This window comes from Streptomyces sp. NPDC056161, from assembly GCF_042268025.1.
Classification (GTDB): Bacteria; Actinomycetota; Actinomycetes; order Streptomycetales; family Streptomycetaceae; genus Streptomyces.
Map to the genome: position 1 here is coordinate 22,277 of NZ_JBHJUV010000010.1, position 17,278 is coordinate 39,554.

Here is a 17,278-nt window from a genome sequence, read left to right on the forward strand (position 1 = left end):
TCTGCACGGAGGGTGGGCCGCAGTCGTTGAACAGGAAAGAATTGGACCCCGAAAGGTCGCCCAAGGCTGCTTTCGGTCAGCTCTTACGCGCGTTACGAGACGAGCGCGGCTGGACCCAGGACGAACTGGGGGAACACTCGGGCTACTCCGGGACGCATATTTCTGCCGTCGAAACCGGTCGCCGCTCTCCAACTCCCCACTTCGCGCGTAGCGCGGACAAGGCACTGGGTACGGGTACTCGGCTGGAACGACAGTGCGGCGCGGTCCGGCAGACTGCACTGCTGGAGGGCTTCCCGCAGTTCGTCGAGTACGAGGGGCGTGCGGCGGAGATCCGGGTGTACGAGGTCGGTGTCGTCCCCGGTCTGCTCCAGACTCCGGAGTACGCGGCCGTGCTCGCCCAGGGCGATGTAAAGCGGGGGACCATCACCAGTGAGCAGGCGGAGAAGCGGTTGGCGCTCGTCGCGTCGCGGCAAGCCTCGCTCGTCCGGACGCGTCCACCTCTGATCTTCGTGGTGCTGGACGAAAGCTGCATCCGTCGCACTGTCGGCGAACCGGCCGTCATGAAGGCTCAGTTCGAGCGCCTGCTTGAGTTCGCCGATCAGCCGAACACGGTGCTCCAGGTTGCCCCGTTCAGCATGGGCGCACGCCGTCCGGTCAGCCTGCCGCTCTACATCCTGACGCTGCCAGACCGCTCGCTCGTGTCGTACGCCGAGTCCGCCCATCGGGGTCATCTCGAACGGGATAGCACGTTCGTACTACCGATACTGACGACATACCATCAACTACAGGCCGAAGCCCGCTCGCAGGCTGAATCTGTGGCCATGATCAGTCAGTCAGGAAGGGACACCTCGTGACGACCGAAAACCCGCGTTGGTTCACGTCCTCGTACAGTGAAAACGGCGGCGCCTGCATAGAGGTCGCCGCCAACCTCGTCGCCGCTCGCGGCCTGGTCCCCGTCCGCGACTCCAAGAACCAGGACGGTCCGGTGCTGAGCCTCCCCGCTGCCGCGTTCGCCTCCTTCGTGGTGGGTGTCAAGGCCGGAGACTTCGGCACCGTCTGACCCAGCCGCCACCACGGAAGCCCCGCCGCGCCCGAAGTCGGGCGTCGGTGGGGCTTTTCGGGTTGCTGCGGTTCCCTGGTCCCGCTGTCTCCTCGGCGCGGTCGCGTGCCAAGTCGGCTGCGTTCCGGGCCGAGTTGAACCAGCCCCCTCGCCAGGGCGTTGTCCCCTGTACAAGATTCACGCGGAGTCGGCGGACCCGAGTTGCGGGTGGCATACGCGGCACTTCCCCGGTGTCCGTCGGCGTCAACAAAAAGGAGAGCCAGCAGAAATGGGCTCTGGCGGCCGAAGCTTCCATGATTCCAACGACTCCGGGAGAATATATTACACCCCGGACCAGTTGACTGGGCTAGCCAAACTCGACGAGCTGTGGGGATATAATAAAGGGCATCAATACTGGCCTTACCTTCGCGATAATATGTCTCCCCACATCGCAAGCATGCGCGAAGATTCAAGGCGGGCGATGGAGAATTTCAGGTCGACCGAACAGGAAATCAAGGAAGCCTTCAAGGCATGGAATAAGGATAAGCGGTCGCGGAATTTGGAGCGGGGTTACCAAGCAGTAGTGAGTCGGCATAAGAGAAATACTGACGCGTGGGTGAGTCTCGGGACGCGGTACCAGCAAGCAGTGAAGGGCACTCTGAATTATTGGGATCGGCAGGAAGCTGCACGCGCTGCGGCCGAATACAATCAGTGGCAACCCGCCCAGCTTGCCGCCTACCAGAATTACATGGAGTCCAACACGCAACGGATAGAGCAGTGGCAGTGGGGAGTGGCGCGAAGTCTGGCGGCTCAAGATTCCGTTGCCAGCGGATCGCGATCTCCGTCGCACCAGTCGCATGGCGCCCACGATCGGCCTTATCACCGCCGCCATGGATCGCAGCAGAACAGGCCGAGCGGCCCGAGCATGTGAAAGAGCCTTCCTGGACAGGGGCTTCGGCACCTGCTTGAGCCGGTACCGCGACCGCGAAAGCCCCACCGAGCGCGGAGCGGGGCATCGGTGGGGCTTTCGCGGTGCTGCGGCTCCCTGGCCCCGCCCACTCCATGACACGGTCGCACGCCGGGACGGCTGCCCCGCCGGGCCGGTTGAACCAGCCCCCTCGCCGAGACGTTGTCCCCAGAGCAAGGTCCATACGGAGTTGGCAGGCCCGAGCTGCGGAGCGGCACGCGCGACACATCCCCGGTTTCGCCATCATCCCGAATTCGGATAATTGATGAACCAGAGAATCGGAAGGAGAGCGATGACCATGCCTCACAGGGTTGAATCTGACGGGATGATGGATGGATTTCCGGCCGGGAACAGCAGGCAAGCGAATGCGAGTGGGCAAGTAAATGCGCATGGTCTGCCCGGACTCAGTGAGGCCCTAGAGCTTTACTTGGAAAATCAAAGTAACTACGTCGAAATTCGCGGAGACCGCGATAGATTTCCTCGGCGTACCTACTATGCAGTGCCCGCACATCATACGGAGACGCTGGACAACGGTGAAGAGTACCCTCTGGGCATAAGAATCTCTCACTTCCAGTCTTGGGGCGTGCGAGATGTTCCGCAGGAGATCAGGAACCGACTGCACGTAAATGGCCTGGCGTTGGACGTAGACAGCAACCTTCCCTTTGGGCGAACGTTTCCACCACGTCCCGTAACTGGCCGTCAGCAACGTACGGGGGCGCAAAACGGCATGCTGGCCGTGAACGCCGCCGTGGCCAGGAACGCCGGTCAGGGCCGACCCGCGGCTGACCGGTTGCCCCGGCAGAATGGCGCCCCCGGCCGGCCCTACAGTCCCCCCGGCAACGGTGGATTCGCGCGGAACGCACCGAACGGATATTCCGCAAACAGGTGAAGACAGTCATGGGCCCGGCGGGGTAGCGGCCTTGGCGTCGACCGCGCGCCAACGCCGTCGGCGTCATGAATAAGGAGAGCCAGGGAAAATGGATTACGACGACAGTTCCACTGATTTCATCAGTTCCGGGCAGTCAGAAACTGGTAGTCCGCGGCGGATGAGAACTCTCCAGCGGCACTACGAGGGTCACCTCCGCGACAATTGGTCTCGCGAATTGGAGCGACTGTGCGAAGCCGCAAAAGAGGCGGAAAGAACTTACAAGTCGACCGAACGGCAACTCCGTGGTGCCGAGGTGGCATGGCGTGATGATCCGGAGTGGCACGGGGAATACGAAAACGCTGTGCATCGGCATAAGGAAGCCCGCGACAAGTGGGTGTCTCATGCGACAGCGTTCCACGAAGCGATGCAAAAGACTCTGGATCTTCGGGACGCGGCCCAGCCGGCGGCAGGAGTACAAGCCGCGGCCGCACGACCCCGGCAGCGTCCCGCGCAGCAAGCACCGAATGCGGAGCAAGCAGCGCAGACTTGGCTCCTAATGGGGGAGGCGCTGGACAGGTACCTGAATAATGAAGGGAACTATGATTCTTCGGGGCGTCTCTATGGACCGCTTGAGAATCATTTCGTTTCGCTTGACGGTAACACGGCATACAATCTGGGTCAAGTAATCCATAACTTGGCGGAAAACGGCATGCGAGGGGTTCCGCGGGCGATCAGGGACCGGTTGCACCGAACTGGTCTGGTACGGGACCCAGGCAGTAATTTCCCCCACCTGGCTTCAGTACCCAGACCTATATTTATACCAACCACGTTCGGTGCGAACGTCGATGTGGCCAGGCATGCACGTCAGGATCCGCAATCCGGCCCACGTGGTGGGGATGGGCAACCGTCCCCGGGTGAGTTGGGTGCGGGTCAAGGTAATGCGCGGCGTGCAGGACCTCAAGGACCGGGATCTCCGAGGTACTCGCCGAATGGCGCCCAGAGTAGATCCTCGCGGAACGGACCGAGCAGGTGAAGATGAAGTGGTGCGGGGTCCGCGTTTTCTTCTCTTCACGGGCGTCCGCCCGACCGTCTGACGGATCCATGCCATCGACTCGGCAGCGCACGGACCCGCCCGTGAAACGGTCGCGCATCAAGACGGCTGCCCCGCCGGCCGGTTGAACCGGTCCCCTCGCCGAGACGTTGTCCCCTGTGCGAGGTTCACACGGGGTCGGCGGGCCCGAGCTGCGGGTGGTAGGCGCGGCACTTCTCTGGTCTCCGCCGACGGCAATACATAGGAGACCCAGCGAAAATGGTTTCTGACTGGAGATCCGATGCACCAGATCTCTTCGATGATTGGAGGATGGCAGCTGAGAATAATTTCACAAGGCTGTTTGAAAGTCGCGAGCAGCGTGCCCGGGATTACAATTCCGGAAATGTGTCTCGTGATGTGATGGGACTTGGTGAAGAAGCGCGGCGGGCGTATGAGAATTACCTGACTTCCCTGCATGCCTTCTATTCCGCTACGGGTTCTGTGAGAATAGATCCGCAGAAGGGCGGCAGGCTTGAGGCTTTCAATGAGACGTTTTCTGCGGCTCACCATGCTTTCGGTGAGTGGATGGAGGTTGATAAACGGTTCTATCAAGAGTACGACGCGGCTGCACGGGGCGCAGTCGAGCGATCGGCAGTAGCGCAGACCGCGACCCCACAGTCCGGGATGCCGGCGAAAACGGTGCCCGACGGGAGACTCGATGCATCAGACCTCTGTGCTGATTGGGGGGAGGCGGCTGAGAAGAACTTCAAAAGGCTGCTGGCAAGTAACGGGCATAGTGGCCAGGATCGGCAGACGTATGAGAATTACCTCAGTGCCCTGCCTGTCTTCAAATTCACCGCGGATCGTGTGCTCGCGCACCCGCAGGACAAAAGCAGGCTTGAGGATTTCAATGGGGCGTTTTCTGCGGTTCGCATTGCTCTCGGCGAGTGGACGAAGGTTGAGAGACGGTTTGCCGGCGCGGCTGCACGAGGCGCAGTCGAACAGTCGGCAGTAGCGCAGACCGCTGCCCCGCAGTCCGAGAGGCAGTCCACATCGCAAGTAAGGAATCCCCGGCCCACCGGCCAGAATTCAAACTCAAGAGTGGCGCGAGCGCTGGCGTCTCTGAATATCGGGTCTCGCGGATCGCAATCTCGGCCGTCCCAGTCGAATGTCGTCCCCGGCCAATCCCATCGCCACGGCATTGGACCCTCGCGGGGCGGCCTGAGCAAGTGAAGGTGCACGGGGCCCGTGTTGTCTTTCCCGCACGGGCGTCCGTCTGGCGTGTCCATGCGATCTACCCGCGTCACGCAGGCGAAAGCCCCGCCCGCATCCGCCGATGAAGGAAGTGCGGCGGGGCTCTCGGCTGTGGCCGGGTCGGCAGTGGCGGGCGTCCGACCGCCCGCGCCGTCTGCAACGGGTGCGCGGCGGTACGAATCCCGGAGTGCGGAGTGTCCGCGTGCAAAACTGCCTCAGTTCGTGAAGATGGCGTACGACTCGGCGGCGGACGTGTGCCAGCTGCTGACGACCGGCTTGTCCGCGACGAAGGAGCCGACGTTCAGGGACTCCGGGTTCGGGTCGTCCTGCGCGACGCTGACGATGAGGTCCTGGTACTCCACGCCGTTGTTGTTGTGGGTGGTCTTCGGGTTCACGGCGGCGTAGGCGGCGGCCCCTGCCTTCAGCGTGATCGGCCGGCCCGCGGACTGCTCGGCGGGTTCGGCCCGCGTACCGTCCGAGCCGAAGGCCACGACCGGCAACCGGGCGGGGATGACGCAGGTGATACCGGGCTTGGCCATGGCCTTGATCAGGAAGTAGCCACCGGCCTGGGTCTCGGTGGTCGCGCTCCAGGAGATGTCGTTCGTACCGCACTCCTGCCCGTAGCCGGTCTTGTCCCCGGCGGTGTCGACGCCGTCCGTACCGGAACTGTCCGTACCGGAACTGTCCGTACCGGAACTGTCCGACGAGCCGCTTCCCGCGGTCTTGCCGCCGGAGGACGCCGAACCGCCGGAACCGCTGTTTCCGGCGCTGCCGGGCGCCGAGGTGCCGGCCTGGCCCGAGGTCGCGGAGGATCCCGAGGCGGCGGCCACGCCGGACGACGAACCGGTCGGCGCCGACGATGTGTTACCGCCCTCACACGCGGTCATCAGCAGGCTCGCGCCGAGCGCGACGGTCGCGGCGAGGGCGGTGCGCTGACGATGGTTCATCACGGCGGTTTCCTTCCGGGGCGACGGACGCGGGCAGCCCGGTGCTCGGTGCCGCGTTCTTGCAGTCCTCTTGATGACCGCTCCGGCCCGCGAGTTCGTGCCGTCTCGCGTCCATGACGCCGCTGTCACACGCCTATGACACGACGAGAGCCGGGCGGACCGGTGAACCGGACGGTGGTGCCGGCGAGTTGTAGTGGTGTTGGGAACACATGGAGATCGAAGGGATGCGGACCCATATGCCATCGGACGACGACCGACCTCGAACCAGACGCGAGAGATGGAATCAAAAGCGGCGCGACCTGCGGGCGAAGGATCCGGAGCACCGCGAACGGGAGCAGGAGGAGGCGCGGGCGCGGTATGCGGAGAATCCGGGGTACCGCGAACAGCAGAAGGCGCGGGTGAAGCAGCGACGGGAGACGGATCCGGGGTACCGCGAACGGCAGAGGGCGGGGGTGCGGAACCGGCGGGAGGATCGGGACAACCGCGAACGGGAGCAGCAACGGCAGCGGGAGTCGCGGGCAACTCCGCATTACCGCAAGCAGGAGAACGAGAGGCGTGCTGAGGAGAGGACGCGTCGGCTGGATGTGGCGAAGCGTGTGTATGAGGATTATCGGCGGTGGTTCACGTGGCCCGAGGTGCCGCCGCGGGGGTTGAAGGTGGCGGTGAGTCTCGGTCAGGGTCGGAAGCCGGTCGTGGTGCGGCTGAAGGAGCCGCAGCCGGAGAGTGGCCCGTCGGGTGTGTCTGTGCCGTCGTTCATCGCCGAACTTGCGCTTGACCTGACGAATCGCGAGGTGAGGGACAAAGTGTTGCGTGAGGGGGTGAGCGAGGAAGCCTGCAAGGCGGCGGAGAAGGTGCAGGACGATCTGAAGTCCTTGCTCAGTCTTGAGGAGTTCGGGGAGCACGCCGTGCCCCGGTCGCCGCATGCGGACGCGGTGATGCAGAGCGGGCTCGACGGCTCCTTCTACGGTGTCGGTGCCGGTGTGGCGTTCGCGGCGCCCGACTCCTGGTCCGGGCCGGTGTCCGGGCCGGTGAACGCGGTCGCGCCCTACGCGGGCGGATACGGCGGATACGTGTATCCCGAGGAGGGGTGGCAGGCCCCGCCTCCTGGGGTGGACGCGTTGTCGCAGGGGATGCAGGGGATGACGATCGCAGCGCCCGCTTCTGCTCAGCCGGGATACCAGGTGGCGTACTCGTCCTGGAACAGCCCTTACGGTCCGTCGGCCGGAGCGCCGGGGCAGCCAGGGGCGACGAGCCTGGGGCCCGGCAGACGCCGGTGAACGGCACGCGGCAGTCCCGGGTCCGGTAGCGGCCCGGACTCCTTCGATGCCGTGTTGCTTCACTGCCGTACCGCAACCTCGTCATGCGGAGAACTCCGCCCTCACCGGTACACGAGGGACAACAGTGACCTCTGGGGTCCGCGTTGGCTTCCGTGACGGGCGGCGGCATGATGAGGCGGACCGTCCGCTCGCCGCGGGCGTCCCGCCGCCTTGCGCCCCACCTGTCCGGGAGTCCCACCCTTGTCTGCACCGACCTCCGCACCGGCCGAGGAAACTTCCGCGGTCTCCGTCGCCCTGGTCGGCGCCGGCCCCCGCGGCACCAGTGTCCTGGAACGCCTCTGCGCCTCCGCGTCCGAGCTGCTGCCCGCGGGCGTCCGCCTGACGGTCCATGTGATCGACCCGGCGCCGCCCGGACCGGGCCGCGTCTGGCGCACCGCCCAGCCGTCGGAACTGCTGATGAACACCGTCGCCTGCCAGGTGACGCTGTTCACCGACGAGAGCGTCGACTGCTCGGGACCGATCCGGACCGGCCCCAGCCTGTTCGAGTGGGCGGACGGCGAGCTGGGCCCGGACGAGTACCCGACCCGCGCCCACTACGGCCGCTATCTGGAGTGGGTGTTCGCCCGGGTCGTGCGCCACGCACCGGACGGCGTCCACGTGCGGACGCACCAGGCGCGCGCCGTACGGCTCGACGACGCCCCCGACGGCCGCCAGACCCTGACCCTGGACGACGGCCGGACCCTGGCAGGACTGTCGGCGGTGGTCCTCGCGCAGGGCCACCTCCCGGAGGCCGAGGACGGGACGCGACGACAACTCGCGGCCCACGCCGAACGCCACGGCCTGCGCCACATACCGCCCGCCAACCCCGCCGACGTCGACCTCGCCCCGCTCGCCCCCGGCGAACCGGTGCTGCTGCGCGGCCTCGGCCTCAACTTCTTCGACCACCTGGCCCTGCTGACCACCGGCCGCGGCGGCCGTTTCACCCGCACCGCCGACGGCACCCTGCGCTACACCCCCTCCGGCGACGAACCACGCCTGTACGCCGGCTCCCGGCGCGGCATCCCCTACCAGGCGCGCGGCGACAACGCGAAGGGCCCGTACGGCAGACACACCCCGCGCGTGCTGACCCCGGAGGCGATCGCGGGCTTCCGCAAACGCGCGGACTCCGGGGAGGCGCCGGACTTCCTGGCGGAGATATGGCCGCTGGTCGCCAAGGAGGTGGAGGCGGTCTACTACGGCGCGCTGACCCGCCGCCCCGACCTCGCCGAGCGGTTCCTCGCCGTGCCGCACGGCGACCCGGCGGAGGCCCTGCTGCTCGACGAGTTCGGGGTGCCGGCCGCCGACCGCTGGTCCTGGGAGCGGATCGCCCGGCCGCACACGGGGCGGGAGTTCGCCGACCGGGAGGAGTGGCGGACCTGGCTGCGGGCGTATCTGCGCGAGGACGCCGCGCAGGCCGCCCTCGGCAATGTCGCCGGACCGCTGAAGGCGGCCCTGGACGTGCTCCGCGACCTGCGCAACGAGATACGGCTCGTGGTCGACCACGGCGGCCTCGCCGGTGCCTCCCGCCGGGACCACCTGGACCGCTGGTACACCCCGCTCAACGCCTTCCTCTCCATCGGCCCGCCCCGCCGGCGCATCGAGGAACTGGCCGCACTGCTCGACGCGGGGGTGGTGGACGTGCTCGGGCCGCGGCTGGAGGTGCACGGTACGGACGGGGCGTGGACCGCGCACTCACCGGACGTGCCGGGCTCGACGGTGCGGGTGACGACGCTCATAGAGGCCCGCCTTCCGGAACCCGATCTGCGCCGCACCGCCGACGAGTTGCTGGCCCGGCTGCTGCGGACCGGCGACTGCCGCCCGCACACCGTCGACGGCTACCAGACCGGAGGTCTGGATGTGACGGGCCGCCCGTACCGCCTGAGGGACCGTCGCGGCACGCCGCACCCGCGGCGGTTCGCCTTCGGGGTGCCCACCGAAGGGGTGCACTGGGTCACCGCGGCGGGCGCCCGGCCCGGGGTGGACTCGGTCACCCTGTCCGACGCGGACGCGGTGGCACGAGCGGTGCTGCGCACGGCGGCGGACTCGGAAGGGAAACCGTGGCCGAGCGTGGAGCCAGGTCCGTCTCCGGTGGGCCCGGCGCGGTGGGCCTGACCGTCTTGTCCGGTTCCCTGCCCTCCGGTTCGGGGACGTCCGGTTCCCTGCCCTTCTGTTCGGGGACGTCCGGTTCGCGCGGGGAGGGGCGCCGTCGCGTGCCCATGACCTCTTCGGTACCCCGTGTCCCTGCTGTCACATCCGCCGCGTACGCTGTGTGGCTGTCGTCCGGGGGAGCATCGGGGAGTCGTCGTGCAGGAGAGTCTGGGGTCACTGACCGCCGGTCCATGGATCTATGCCATGGTGGCCCTCTCGGTGCTGCTCGACGTCTTCCTGCCGGTGCTGCCCAGCGGCGTGCTGGTGATCACGGCGGCCACCACGACGGCGGCCGGCGCGGCGACCGGGCACTTCCTGCACGTCATGCCCGACATGCTCGCCCTGATCCTCTCCGCGGCCACCGCGTCCGTCCTCGGTGACCTGGTGGCGTACCGCCTGGCCTGGCGCGGCGGAGAACGCCTGGACCGTGCCATCGCCCGCTCCCGCCGGCTGACCGCGGCGCAGGAACGTCTCGGCGCGGCCCTCTCCCGTGGCGGCGGCGCCCTGGTGATACTGGCCCGCTTCGCCCCGGCCGGCCGCTCGGTCGTCTCCTTCTGCGCGGGCGCCGCCCACCGCCGCGCCCGCGACTTCCTGCCCTGGTCGGCCCTGGCGGGCCTGTCCTGGGCCGCGTACAGCGTCGCGCTCGGCTACTTCGGCGCCCAGTGGCTGGGCGCCACCTGGCTGGCCACGGGCGTCTCGCTCGCCGCGCTGTTCGGGGCCGGTGCGGGCGCGGCGTATCTGATGCGCCGGCGGCCCGCGTAGACCTGGGGCCCGCGTGGAGGTGCGGCCCCTGTGGGCCTGGGGCCCGCGTGGACCTGGGGCCCGCGTGGAGCTGCGGCCCGCGTAGGCAGGCGGCCCGTGCAGGACGGCCGGCGGCGGGGGCCGGTTCCCGTGCCGCTTCGGGTGGATCAGTGCTGCCGCTGCGGGACCAGCGCGGTCTTCGCCCACCAGCCCTTGCCGTCCGCCTGGCGGTGGCCGGACTGCGTCAGTTGCACGTTGTTCGTCTCCGGCGCCCACATCAGGGACGTGACGCCGCCGATCAGCGACACGACGCCCATGAACACCATCGACCAGCTCAGACCCAGGTGGTCGAGCGAGATCGGCAGCAGGAACGTGCCGAGCGCGGCACCGATCCGGCTGGCCGCGGACGACAGGCCCACGCCCGAGGTACGGATGGACGTCGGGAAGAGTTCGTCGGGGTAGATGCCCGGCAGGATGCTCATGATCCCGTACGAGAGCAGGTAGCCGAAGAAGCACACCGTGGCGAGCCACACCGGCAGGAACGAGTCGAGGGCCACCAGGAACAGCGCGAGCGCGCAGCCGAACATGGGCCAGATCAGGATGGCCCGCCGGCCGACCCGGTCGACCAGGAACCAGCCGGTCGCGGCACCGATCAGCGCGACGACGGTCCCGATCAGCGCGCCCACGAGCGCGTTGCCGCCGAGGCCGATCGCCCTGAGGACGGTCGGCTGGAAGAACGTCAGCGCGAAGTACGGGAGGACGATGCAGATCCAGAAGACGCAGGTGAACACCGTGCGCCGGAGGTAGTCGGGGGAGAACAGCTCCCGGTAGCGGGTCTCCTCGGCCCGCTCGGCGCGCCAGTCCTCGGTCTCCATCGACACCCCGAGGTCCTGCTCGACGATGGCGGCGGCCTCCTTGTGGCGGCCCTTGGAGATCAGCCAGCGGGGCGATTCGGGCAGGCCGTGCCTGATCAGCAGGCAGATGACGGCCGGGACGGCGCTGGCGGCCAGCGTGTAGTGCCAGGCGCCCGGCCAGTTGGTGTTGACCAGGTAGCCGATGAGGTAGGCGACGACGTACCCGACGTTCCACAGGATTTCGAGGAGGCCGAGGTAGTTGCCGCGTTTCTTGGTGGGCGCGAACTCGGCGAGCAGTGGTGACCCGATGGAGTAGTCGGCACCGACCGCGAGTCCCATGACCAGGCCGAGGACGAACACCTGCCAGGCCGACGTCACGAAGAACATCAGCACGGAAGCGCCGAGGAAGACCGACAGGTCGATGGTGAACATGGGCCGGCGGCCGAGCCGGTCGGTGACGTACCCGAGGCACAGCCCGCCGAAGAACGTGCCGATGAGCGTCGACGACGAGATCAGCGAATTCCACGTGGAGGTGACACCGATGTCACGGGCCATCGCCGTGCCGGCCAGGGCCGAGGCCACCGAGGCGAAGACGAACCCGTCGATGAACATGCCGCCGCCGGTGGCGACGGTGAGGCGCCGCAGGAAGCGGCGTGTTCCGGGGTTCGGCACCGCTGTGTCACGTGGATCGTCTGTAGTCGTCGTCACAAGAGCGCCTTCCCGTAGGTGACTGTGCGCCTGTCCCGCATCCGGAAAACGATTCCTGTGACGCTCGTAACAAAGGGTGAACGGGCCTCCCGGCAGCGGTGTGCCTCTCGGTCCGGTGGGGGCGCGCTCAGCCCGCTCGACGGGCGGCTGCGCCGCGGACCTCCAGGCCGGCGAGGAGTTCGGCGGTCGCCCGCGCGATCGTGTCGACCGCCTGGTCGAACGCCTCCTGGTTGTGCGCGGCGGGCGCGCGGAACCCGGAGACCTTCCGCACGTACTGCAACGCCGCGGCGCGGATCTCCTCCTCCGTGGCTTCCTCGGGCAGTACGGGCGGACGCAGGGTCTTGATACTCCGGCACATGCGCCCAGTCTCCCGCACCCGCCCGCGTCCGCCCGCGTCCGCGCCGTCCTGGGCGGGGCCGCCGGCCCGGCCCGCGGCCCGTGATCACCGGCACCTCGCCCGCGAATCACCGGCACTTCGCCCGCGAATCACCCGTACCTCGCCCGCGGCCACTGGCACCTTTCCTGCGGATCACTGGCGTTTCGCCGGACGGCCCGAAGTGGCTGAAGCGGCTCGCATCCCAAAATCGAACAGGCGTAGCATTGCCGCGTGGCTACGACCTATGACTTTCCGAGTGACCTGCTCGCCGGTCAGGAGGAGCTGCATCAGGTCCGGGCCGAGCTGTCGGCCCTGCTGAAGCGGCTGCCCTGGTCGGTCGAGCCGCTGGACGGTTTCCGTGACGAGCAGAGCTGGCGCAGGGTCGAGCGGCCCGCCTCCCCGGGCTGGACGGACGACGAGCAGGCCGAGGTGGAGAAGCTGCGGCAGCGGGAGCACGAGCTGGCGGTCTTCGTCAGCACGCACCGCTTCTGGGCGGAGATCGCGGCGGCCGAGCGAGTGGACGCGCGGATGGGGCTCAAGCACGCGCACGAGCAGCCGCCGGTGTCCCCGGGGACCGGGTGAGACCGGGTGAGACCCGATGAGACCCGATGAGACCGTGTGAGAACGGGTGAGAACGGGTGAGACCTGCCGTGCGGAGTGGGTGAGCGCGGCTCCGGGGGCGGGACCGGGCCGGTGGCGCGGGGCTCAGGGCTGTGAGGTCTCCGATTCCAGGCTCGCCCGGGTGGCCGGGCCGTAGACCCCGGACTCGTCCGAGCGGACGCCACGGGCCCACTGGTAATTGCGTACGGAGTCTTCCACCCGCTTGTCGAAGTGGCCGTTCGTGTCGCCCCAGTAGAGGTTCAACTGCTTGAGGCGGAGCTGGAGTTCGGTGACCCCGGGTCCCTGGTCGCCGCGCCGCAGGACCGGGCCCGGGGCGGGCGGCGTGGCCACCGCGGTGGGCGTGGCCGTCGTCGTGCCGGTCGCCTCGGGCGAGCGGGACGGAGCGGCCGAGGGGGCCGGGTTCGACTGTGTCGCCGAGGCGCTGGAGGAGGCGGTCGGCGAGGTGGTGGGGGACGGCGCGGAGGGGGTGGTGCCGGGCGGGGGCGCGGTGGTGGGGGCCGTGGCCGCCTTCGTGGTGGCCGGGTCGGTCGTCGGCTCCGGCACGCCCGCCCGTACGTCCTCGGGCGCCGCCCCGTCCCGTGTCGGTGTGTCGTAGGAGAACAGCCCGCTCGCGAAGCCGGCCACCGCGACGGTGGCGACCGCCGCCGAGGCGACCGAGAGGAGGACGGTGCGGCGGTAGCGGAGGCGCGGTGCCGTTCCCTCAGCCGTCGAGGTGTCGTCGTATCCCTCGGCCGTCGAGGTGTCGTCGTACGGCGCGTGCTGCCCCGGTGCGAACAGGTGCAGGTCGGCCGCGCTCGGCTCGGTGGCCGAGGTGGCAAGCGGGGTGGGCAGCGGGGTGGCCGGCGGGGTGGGCGGCGTCGTGTTCGGGGCGGCCTCGGCCCGGCGCAGTTCCATGGTGGCGTCGGCACCCCGGGGTGCGGTGGCATCCCCGGCGCCGCCGGCCTGCCGCAACTCCGCGGTGGCCGCACCCGCACCCTCACCATCCGCGCCAGGACCCGTACCGGTACCCGTACGCGTACCGGTACCCGCCTCCGCCCCCGCGCCCGCCTCCGCCCCCGCGCCCGCCTGCGTCCCCGCGCCCGCCTCCGCGCTCGCGCCGGTGCCCGCGCCGGTGCCCGCGCCCGCGTCGGCACTCGGACCCGCTCCGGCATCCGGCCCCTCGGTCGGCGCCGCCCCCGTGGCCGTACCCGCCCCCGTGGCGGCGTTGGCGGTGCCCTCCAGGTCGACGTACGGCCGTATCCGCAAGGGATTGAAGTCCTCCGCCGCCGCGGCTTCGGCGGTGCGGGTGGCGAGCAGGGCGTCGGCGGCCCGGGGGCCACAGGGGCACGCGGGCGTGTTGTCGGCCTTCCGCGGCGTCCCGCACTCCGGGCACGGGCTGCCCTCCGGATCCGTCATGTGCGCGTCCCCTCCCTTCGCTTCCCCGTGCGATCTCCAGAGATTATGCAGACCTCCCACACAACTGCCGCACGGAAGCCCCCTCGCAGCCCCCCTCGCAGGCCCCTCGCAGGCCCCCCGCGGGCGCCCCGTGGGTCCCGCCGGCAGTCCCCAGGCTCCAGTGCGCGCCGCGTAGGCACCTCGTGGACCCCGAAGGACCCGGCCGTCCCCTCGTGGCCCGAGAATCCCAGGATCCTCGCGGAGCGTCACATTCAGTAGCCGTTCGTCAGGATCCACAACAGGCCATACCGGGTGAAAACGTTCACGATGGAAGGTGTCACGAGAGCCCGGGAGGTCCCATGGCGCTGGACACACATGGCTCCACGCAGGACGCCAGGGACGCGGCGGGCACCGTCGGCAACGTCCTCGTCCCGATCGGCGCCCTGCTCCTCGGACTGATGCTCGCCTCGCTCGACCAGACCATCGTGTCGACCGCGCTGCCCACCATCGTCAGCGACCTCGGCGGCCTCGAACACCTGTCCTGGGTGGTCACCGCCTACCTCCTGGCCTCGACCGCCGCGACCCCGCTGTGGGGCAAGCTCGGCGACCAGTACGGCCGCAAGAGACTCTTCCAGCTCGCGATAGTGATCTTCCTGGCCGGCTCCGCGCTGTGCGGCGTGGCCCAGAACATGCCGCAGCTGATCATCTTCCGGGCCGTCCAGGGCCTCGGCGGCGGCGGTCTGATCGTGCTGTCGATGGCGATCGTCGGGGACCTCGTCCCGCCCCGCGACCGCGGCCGTTACCAGGGGTTGTTCGGCGCGGTCTTCGGCACCACCAGCGTGCTCGGACCGCTGCTCGGCGGCCTGTTCACCCAGCACCTGAGCTGGCGCTGGGTCTTCTACGTCAACCTGCCCCTCGGCATCGTCGCCCTCGCCGTGATCGCCACCTCCCTGCACATCCCGCGCCTGAGGGCCCATCACGTCATCGACTACCTCGGCACCTTCCTGATCGCCGCGGTCGCCACCTGCCTGGTGCTGGTCGCCTCGCTCGGCGGCACCACCTGGGCCTGGAACTCGCCCCAGATCATCGCCCTCGCCGTGCTCGGCGTCGCCCTGACCGGGGTGTTCGTCCAGGTGGAACGCAGAGCCGCCGAACCCGTCCTGCCGCTGAAACTCTTCCGCATCCGCACCTTCACGCTCGCCGCCCTCATCAGCTTCATCGTCGGCTTCGCGATGTTCGGCGCGATGACCTACCTGCCCACGTTCCTCCAGGTCGTGCACGGCATCTCGCCGACCCTGTCGGGTGTGCACATGCTGCCGATGGTGGCGGGCCTGCTGCTGTCCTCGACCGTCTCCGGCCAGATCGTCAGCCGTACGGGCCGTTGGAAGGTGTTCCCGATCGCGGGCACCGGGGTCACCACGATCGCGCTGCTCCTGCTGCACCGCCTCGACGAGCACAGCTCCACGGCCGTGATGAGCACGTACTTCTTCGTCCTCGGCCTGGGCCTCGGCCTGGTCATGCAGGTTCTCGTGCTCATCGTGCAGAACGCGGTCTCCTACGAGGACCTCGGCGTCGCCACCTCCGGCGCGACCTTCTTCCGTTCCATCGGCGCCTCGTTCGGCGTCGCCGTCTTCGGCACGGTCTTCGCGAGCCGCCTCGCCGTCGAACTGGGCGCCGCCTTCCGGGGCGTGCACCTCCCGCCCGGCATCACGGTGAACTCGCTCCAGGCCGACCCGCGTGACATCGGCGGCCTGCCGCCGCCGCTGCGCCCGGCGGCCCTGCACGCGTTCTCGACCTCCATCACGGACGTCTTCCTGTACGCGGCGCCGGTCGCGCTCCTCGGCTTCGCGCTGGCGTGGTTCCTCAAGGAGGACCGGCTGCGCGCCTCGGTGACGGCGCCGGAAGGGACGCAGACGCTCGCCTCCAACCCGGTCCAGCGGTCGTCGTACGACGAGGTGTGCCGCGCGCTGTCGTTGCTCGGCACCCGCGAGGGGCGGCGGGAGACGTATCGGAAGATCACCGAGCGGGCCGGGTACGACCTGCTGCCCGGGGCGAGCTGGCTGCTGCTGCGGATACGGAAGCACGGGTCGGTGGAGCCCGGCGTGCTCGCCGAGAGCGGGCTCGTGACGCTGCGCGTGGTCATGGACGCAGCCCGCCAGATCGAGGAGCGGCGCCTCGCGGTGCGTGACGGACTCGGCCTGTACCTGACCGACCGGGGCCGCCAGGTCGCCGAACGGCTGGCCCGAGCCCGTGAGGACTCGCTGGCCGAGCTGTTGGGCGACTGGTGGGGACCGGACCGGCCCACCGACCTGGACCGGCTGGTGAAGGTGCTCACCGACGAGATGTGCGGGTCGCGGCGGGAGCAGCCGTCGAGCGGGCCCGCGCCGAAGTTCACCTGACGCCGCGGCCGATGCCGAGGCCCGCATGATCGGTTGCGTCGGTTGCGTCGGTTGCGTCGGTTGCGTCGGTTGCGCCGGTCGCGCTGGGTCCGGCCTGCGCCCCGCGCCGTTTCCGGCCTACGTCTGCGGCGTCGTCCTGCGCCGGTGCCACTCCCGTACGACCTCCTCGACGTCGTACGGCTTCTTGCCGAGCGGCGGACCCGGCGGCGGCTTGAACATCATGTCGCGGATCTTGACGTTGACCTCGGTGATGATCTTCCGCGCGATCCGCTCCGAGGGGGCGGCGAGGGCCGCCGCGAGCGCGTCCTCCGCCTCCTTGCGCAGGGCCAGGGCCGGTGGCAGCAGCGCCAGGCCCTCGCGCACCATCTTGCGCTTGACCCACCACAGCTCGTCGTAGGTGGCGTAGACGTCCTGCGGCAACGGCTTGCCGGCACCCGTGAGCCCGTCGAACTCGCCGCGCCCCTGCGCGTCGTGAATCTGTTTGTCGACCCAGGACTCGAACGGGACGCCCGGTGGCTTTCGTTCGGTCATGCGTCCATTGTGCCGGACGGCGCACGCGGCACGGCCGGGGGATTTATCATTCGGCCGCTGCCACCGGCGCACTTCGGAACGAAGATGATCACCTCAGGGGGAACG

The 17,278-nt window shown here is 68.9% G+C and carries 13 protein-coding genes; 8 read left to right on the top strand and 5 right to left on the bottom strand.

Annotated features, from left to right (window positions below; genetic code table 11):
• Positions 1-26: 26 nt before the first annotated feature.
• The 3 genes from ACFC09_RS11545 to ACFC09_RS11555 all read left to right on the top strand — a co-directional run bounded on the left by ACFC09_RS11545 (position 27) and on the right by ACFC09_RS11555 (position 5,137).
• Positions 27-854, top strand: coding sequence for a helix-turn-helix domain-containing protein (locus ACFC09_RS11545; protein WP_376526022.1), 828 nt, complete (start codon positions 27-29; stop codon positions 852-854).
• Positions 851-1,060 carry a DUF397 domain-containing protein gene (locus ACFC09_RS11550; protein ID WP_376526024.1) on the top strand — a complete coding sequence of 70 codons (210 nt, stop codon included), beginning with the start codon at positions 851-853 and terminating at the stop codon, positions 1,058-1,060. The genes ACFC09_RS11545 and ACFC09_RS11550 overlap by 4 nt, the downstream gene beginning before the upstream one ends.
• Positions 1,061-4,234: 3,174 nt before the next feature.
• Positions 4,235-5,137 carry a hypothetical protein gene (locus ACFC09_RS11555; RefSeq protein WP_376526026.1) on the top strand — a complete coding sequence of 301 codons (903 nt, stop codon included), beginning with the start codon at positions 4,235-4,237 and terminating at the stop codon, positions 5,135-5,137.
• A gap of 236 nt (positions 5,138-5,373) precedes the next feature.
• Here ACFC09_RS11555 and ACFC09_RS11560 read toward each other — a convergent pair whose 3' ends face one another.
• Positions 5,374-6,105: a DUF4232 domain-containing protein gene (locus tag ACFC09_RS11560; protein WP_376526028.1), complete on the bottom strand. Its 732-nt coding sequence runs from the start codon at positions 6,103-6,105 to the stop codon at positions 5,374-5,376.
• Between the two features lie 209 nt (positions 6,106-6,314).
• Here ACFC09_RS11560 and ACFC09_RS11565 point away from each other — a divergent pair, with 209 nt between their 5' ends.
• The 3 genes from ACFC09_RS11565 (at position 6,315) to ACFC09_RS11575 (ending at position 10,331) form a co-directional block, all read left to right on the top strand.
• Complete coding sequence (locus ACFC09_RS11565) at positions 6,315-7,382, top strand: hypothetical protein (RefSeq protein WP_376526029.1); 1,068 nt, start codon at positions 6,315-6,317, stop codon at positions 7,380-7,382.
• 240 nt (positions 7,383-7,622) lie between these two features.
• Complete coding sequence (locus ACFC09_RS11570) at positions 7,623-9,533, top strand: FAD/NAD(P)-binding protein (protein ID WP_376526030.1); 1,911 nt, start codon at positions 7,623-7,625, stop codon at positions 9,531-9,533.
• Between the two features lie 192 nt (positions 9,534-9,725).
• A complete protein-coding gene (locus ACFC09_RS11575) occupies positions 9,726-10,331 on the top strand; it encodes a DedA family protein (protein WP_376526032.1) in 606 nt (201 codons plus the stop codon).
• 146 nt (positions 10,332-10,477) lie between these two features.
• On the opposite strand, the gene ACFC09_RS11580 is transcribed toward ACFC09_RS11575, so the two are convergent.
• Both ACFC09_RS11580 and ACFC09_RS11585 read right to left on the bottom strand, forming a co-directional pair.
• The gene (locus ACFC09_RS11580) at positions 10,478-11,872 is read right to left on the bottom strand and encodes an MFS transporter (protein WP_376526033.1); all 1,395 of its coding nucleotides are present in this window, start codon (positions 11,870-11,872) and stop codon (positions 10,478-10,480) included.
• Between the two features lie 127 nt (positions 11,873-11,999).
• A complete protein-coding gene (locus ACFC09_RS11585) occupies positions 12,000-12,230 on the bottom strand; it encodes a DUF2277 domain-containing protein (RefSeq protein WP_376526034.1) in 231 nt (76 codons plus the stop codon).
• A 249-nt stretch (positions 12,231-12,479) separates the two neighbouring features.
• Here ACFC09_RS11585 and ACFC09_RS11590 point away from each other — a divergent pair, with 249 nt between their 5' ends.
• A complete protein-coding gene (locus ACFC09_RS11590; RefSeq protein WP_376526036.1) occupies positions 12,480-12,830 on the top strand; it encodes a hypothetical protein in 351 nt (116 codons plus the stop codon).
• 123 nt (positions 12,831-12,953) lie between these two features.
• Here ACFC09_RS11590 and ACFC09_RS11595 read toward each other — a convergent pair whose 3' ends face one another.
• A complete protein-coding gene (locus ACFC09_RS11595; protein ID WP_376526038.1) occupies positions 12,954-14,264 on the bottom strand; it encodes a peptidoglycan-binding domain-containing protein in 1,311 nt (436 codons plus the stop codon).
• Between the two features lie 338 nt (positions 14,265-14,602).
• Between ACFC09_RS11595 and ACFC09_RS11600 the strand changes: the two genes are divergently transcribed.
• The gene (locus ACFC09_RS11600; RefSeq protein WP_376526040.1) at positions 14,603-16,642 is read left to right on the top strand and encodes a DHA2 family efflux MFS transporter permease subunit; all 2,040 of its coding nucleotides are present in this window, start codon (positions 14,603-14,605) and stop codon (positions 16,640-16,642) included.
• A 117-nt stretch (positions 16,643-16,759) separates the two neighbouring features.
• Here the strand turns inward: ACFC09_RS11600 and ACFC09_RS11605 are convergent, their stop codons facing one another.
• On the bottom strand, positions 16,760-17,173 hold the full coding sequence (locus tag ACFC09_RS11605) for a DUF1992 domain-containing protein (RefSeq protein WP_376526042.1): 414 nt from the start codon (positions 17,171-17,173) through the stop codon (positions 16,760-16,762).
• Between the last annotated feature and the right edge of the window lie 105 nt (positions 17,174-17,278).

Coding starts and splice junctions, on each gene's coding strand:
- ACFC09_RS11585 (WP_376526034.1), bottom strand. CDS start 12,230: ATGTGCCGGAGTATCAAGACCCTGCGTCCGCCCGTACTGCCCGAGGAA.
- ACFC09_RS11595 (WP_376526038.1), bottom strand. CDS start 14,264: ATGACGGATCCGGAGGGCAGCCCGTGCCCGGAGTGCGGGACGCCGCGG.
- ACFC09_RS11565 (WP_376526029.1), top strand. CDS start 6,315: ATGGAGATCGAAGGGATGCGGACCCATATGCCATCGGACGACGACCGA.
- ACFC09_RS11560 (WP_376526028.1), bottom strand. CDS start 6,105: ATGAACCATCGTCAGCGCACCGCCCTCGCCGCGACCGTCGCGCTCGGC.
- ACFC09_RS11605 (WP_376526042.1), bottom strand. CDS start 17,173: ATGACCGAACGAAAGCCACCGGGCGTCCCGTTCGAGTCCTGGGTCGAC.
- ACFC09_RS11600 (WP_376526040.1), top strand. CDS start 14,603: ATGGCGCTGGACACACATGGCTCCACGCAGGACGCCAGGGACGCGGCG.
- ACFC09_RS11555 (WP_376526026.1), top strand. CDS start 4,235: ATGGCAGCTGAGAATAATTTCACAAGGCTGTTTGAAAGTCGCGAGCAG.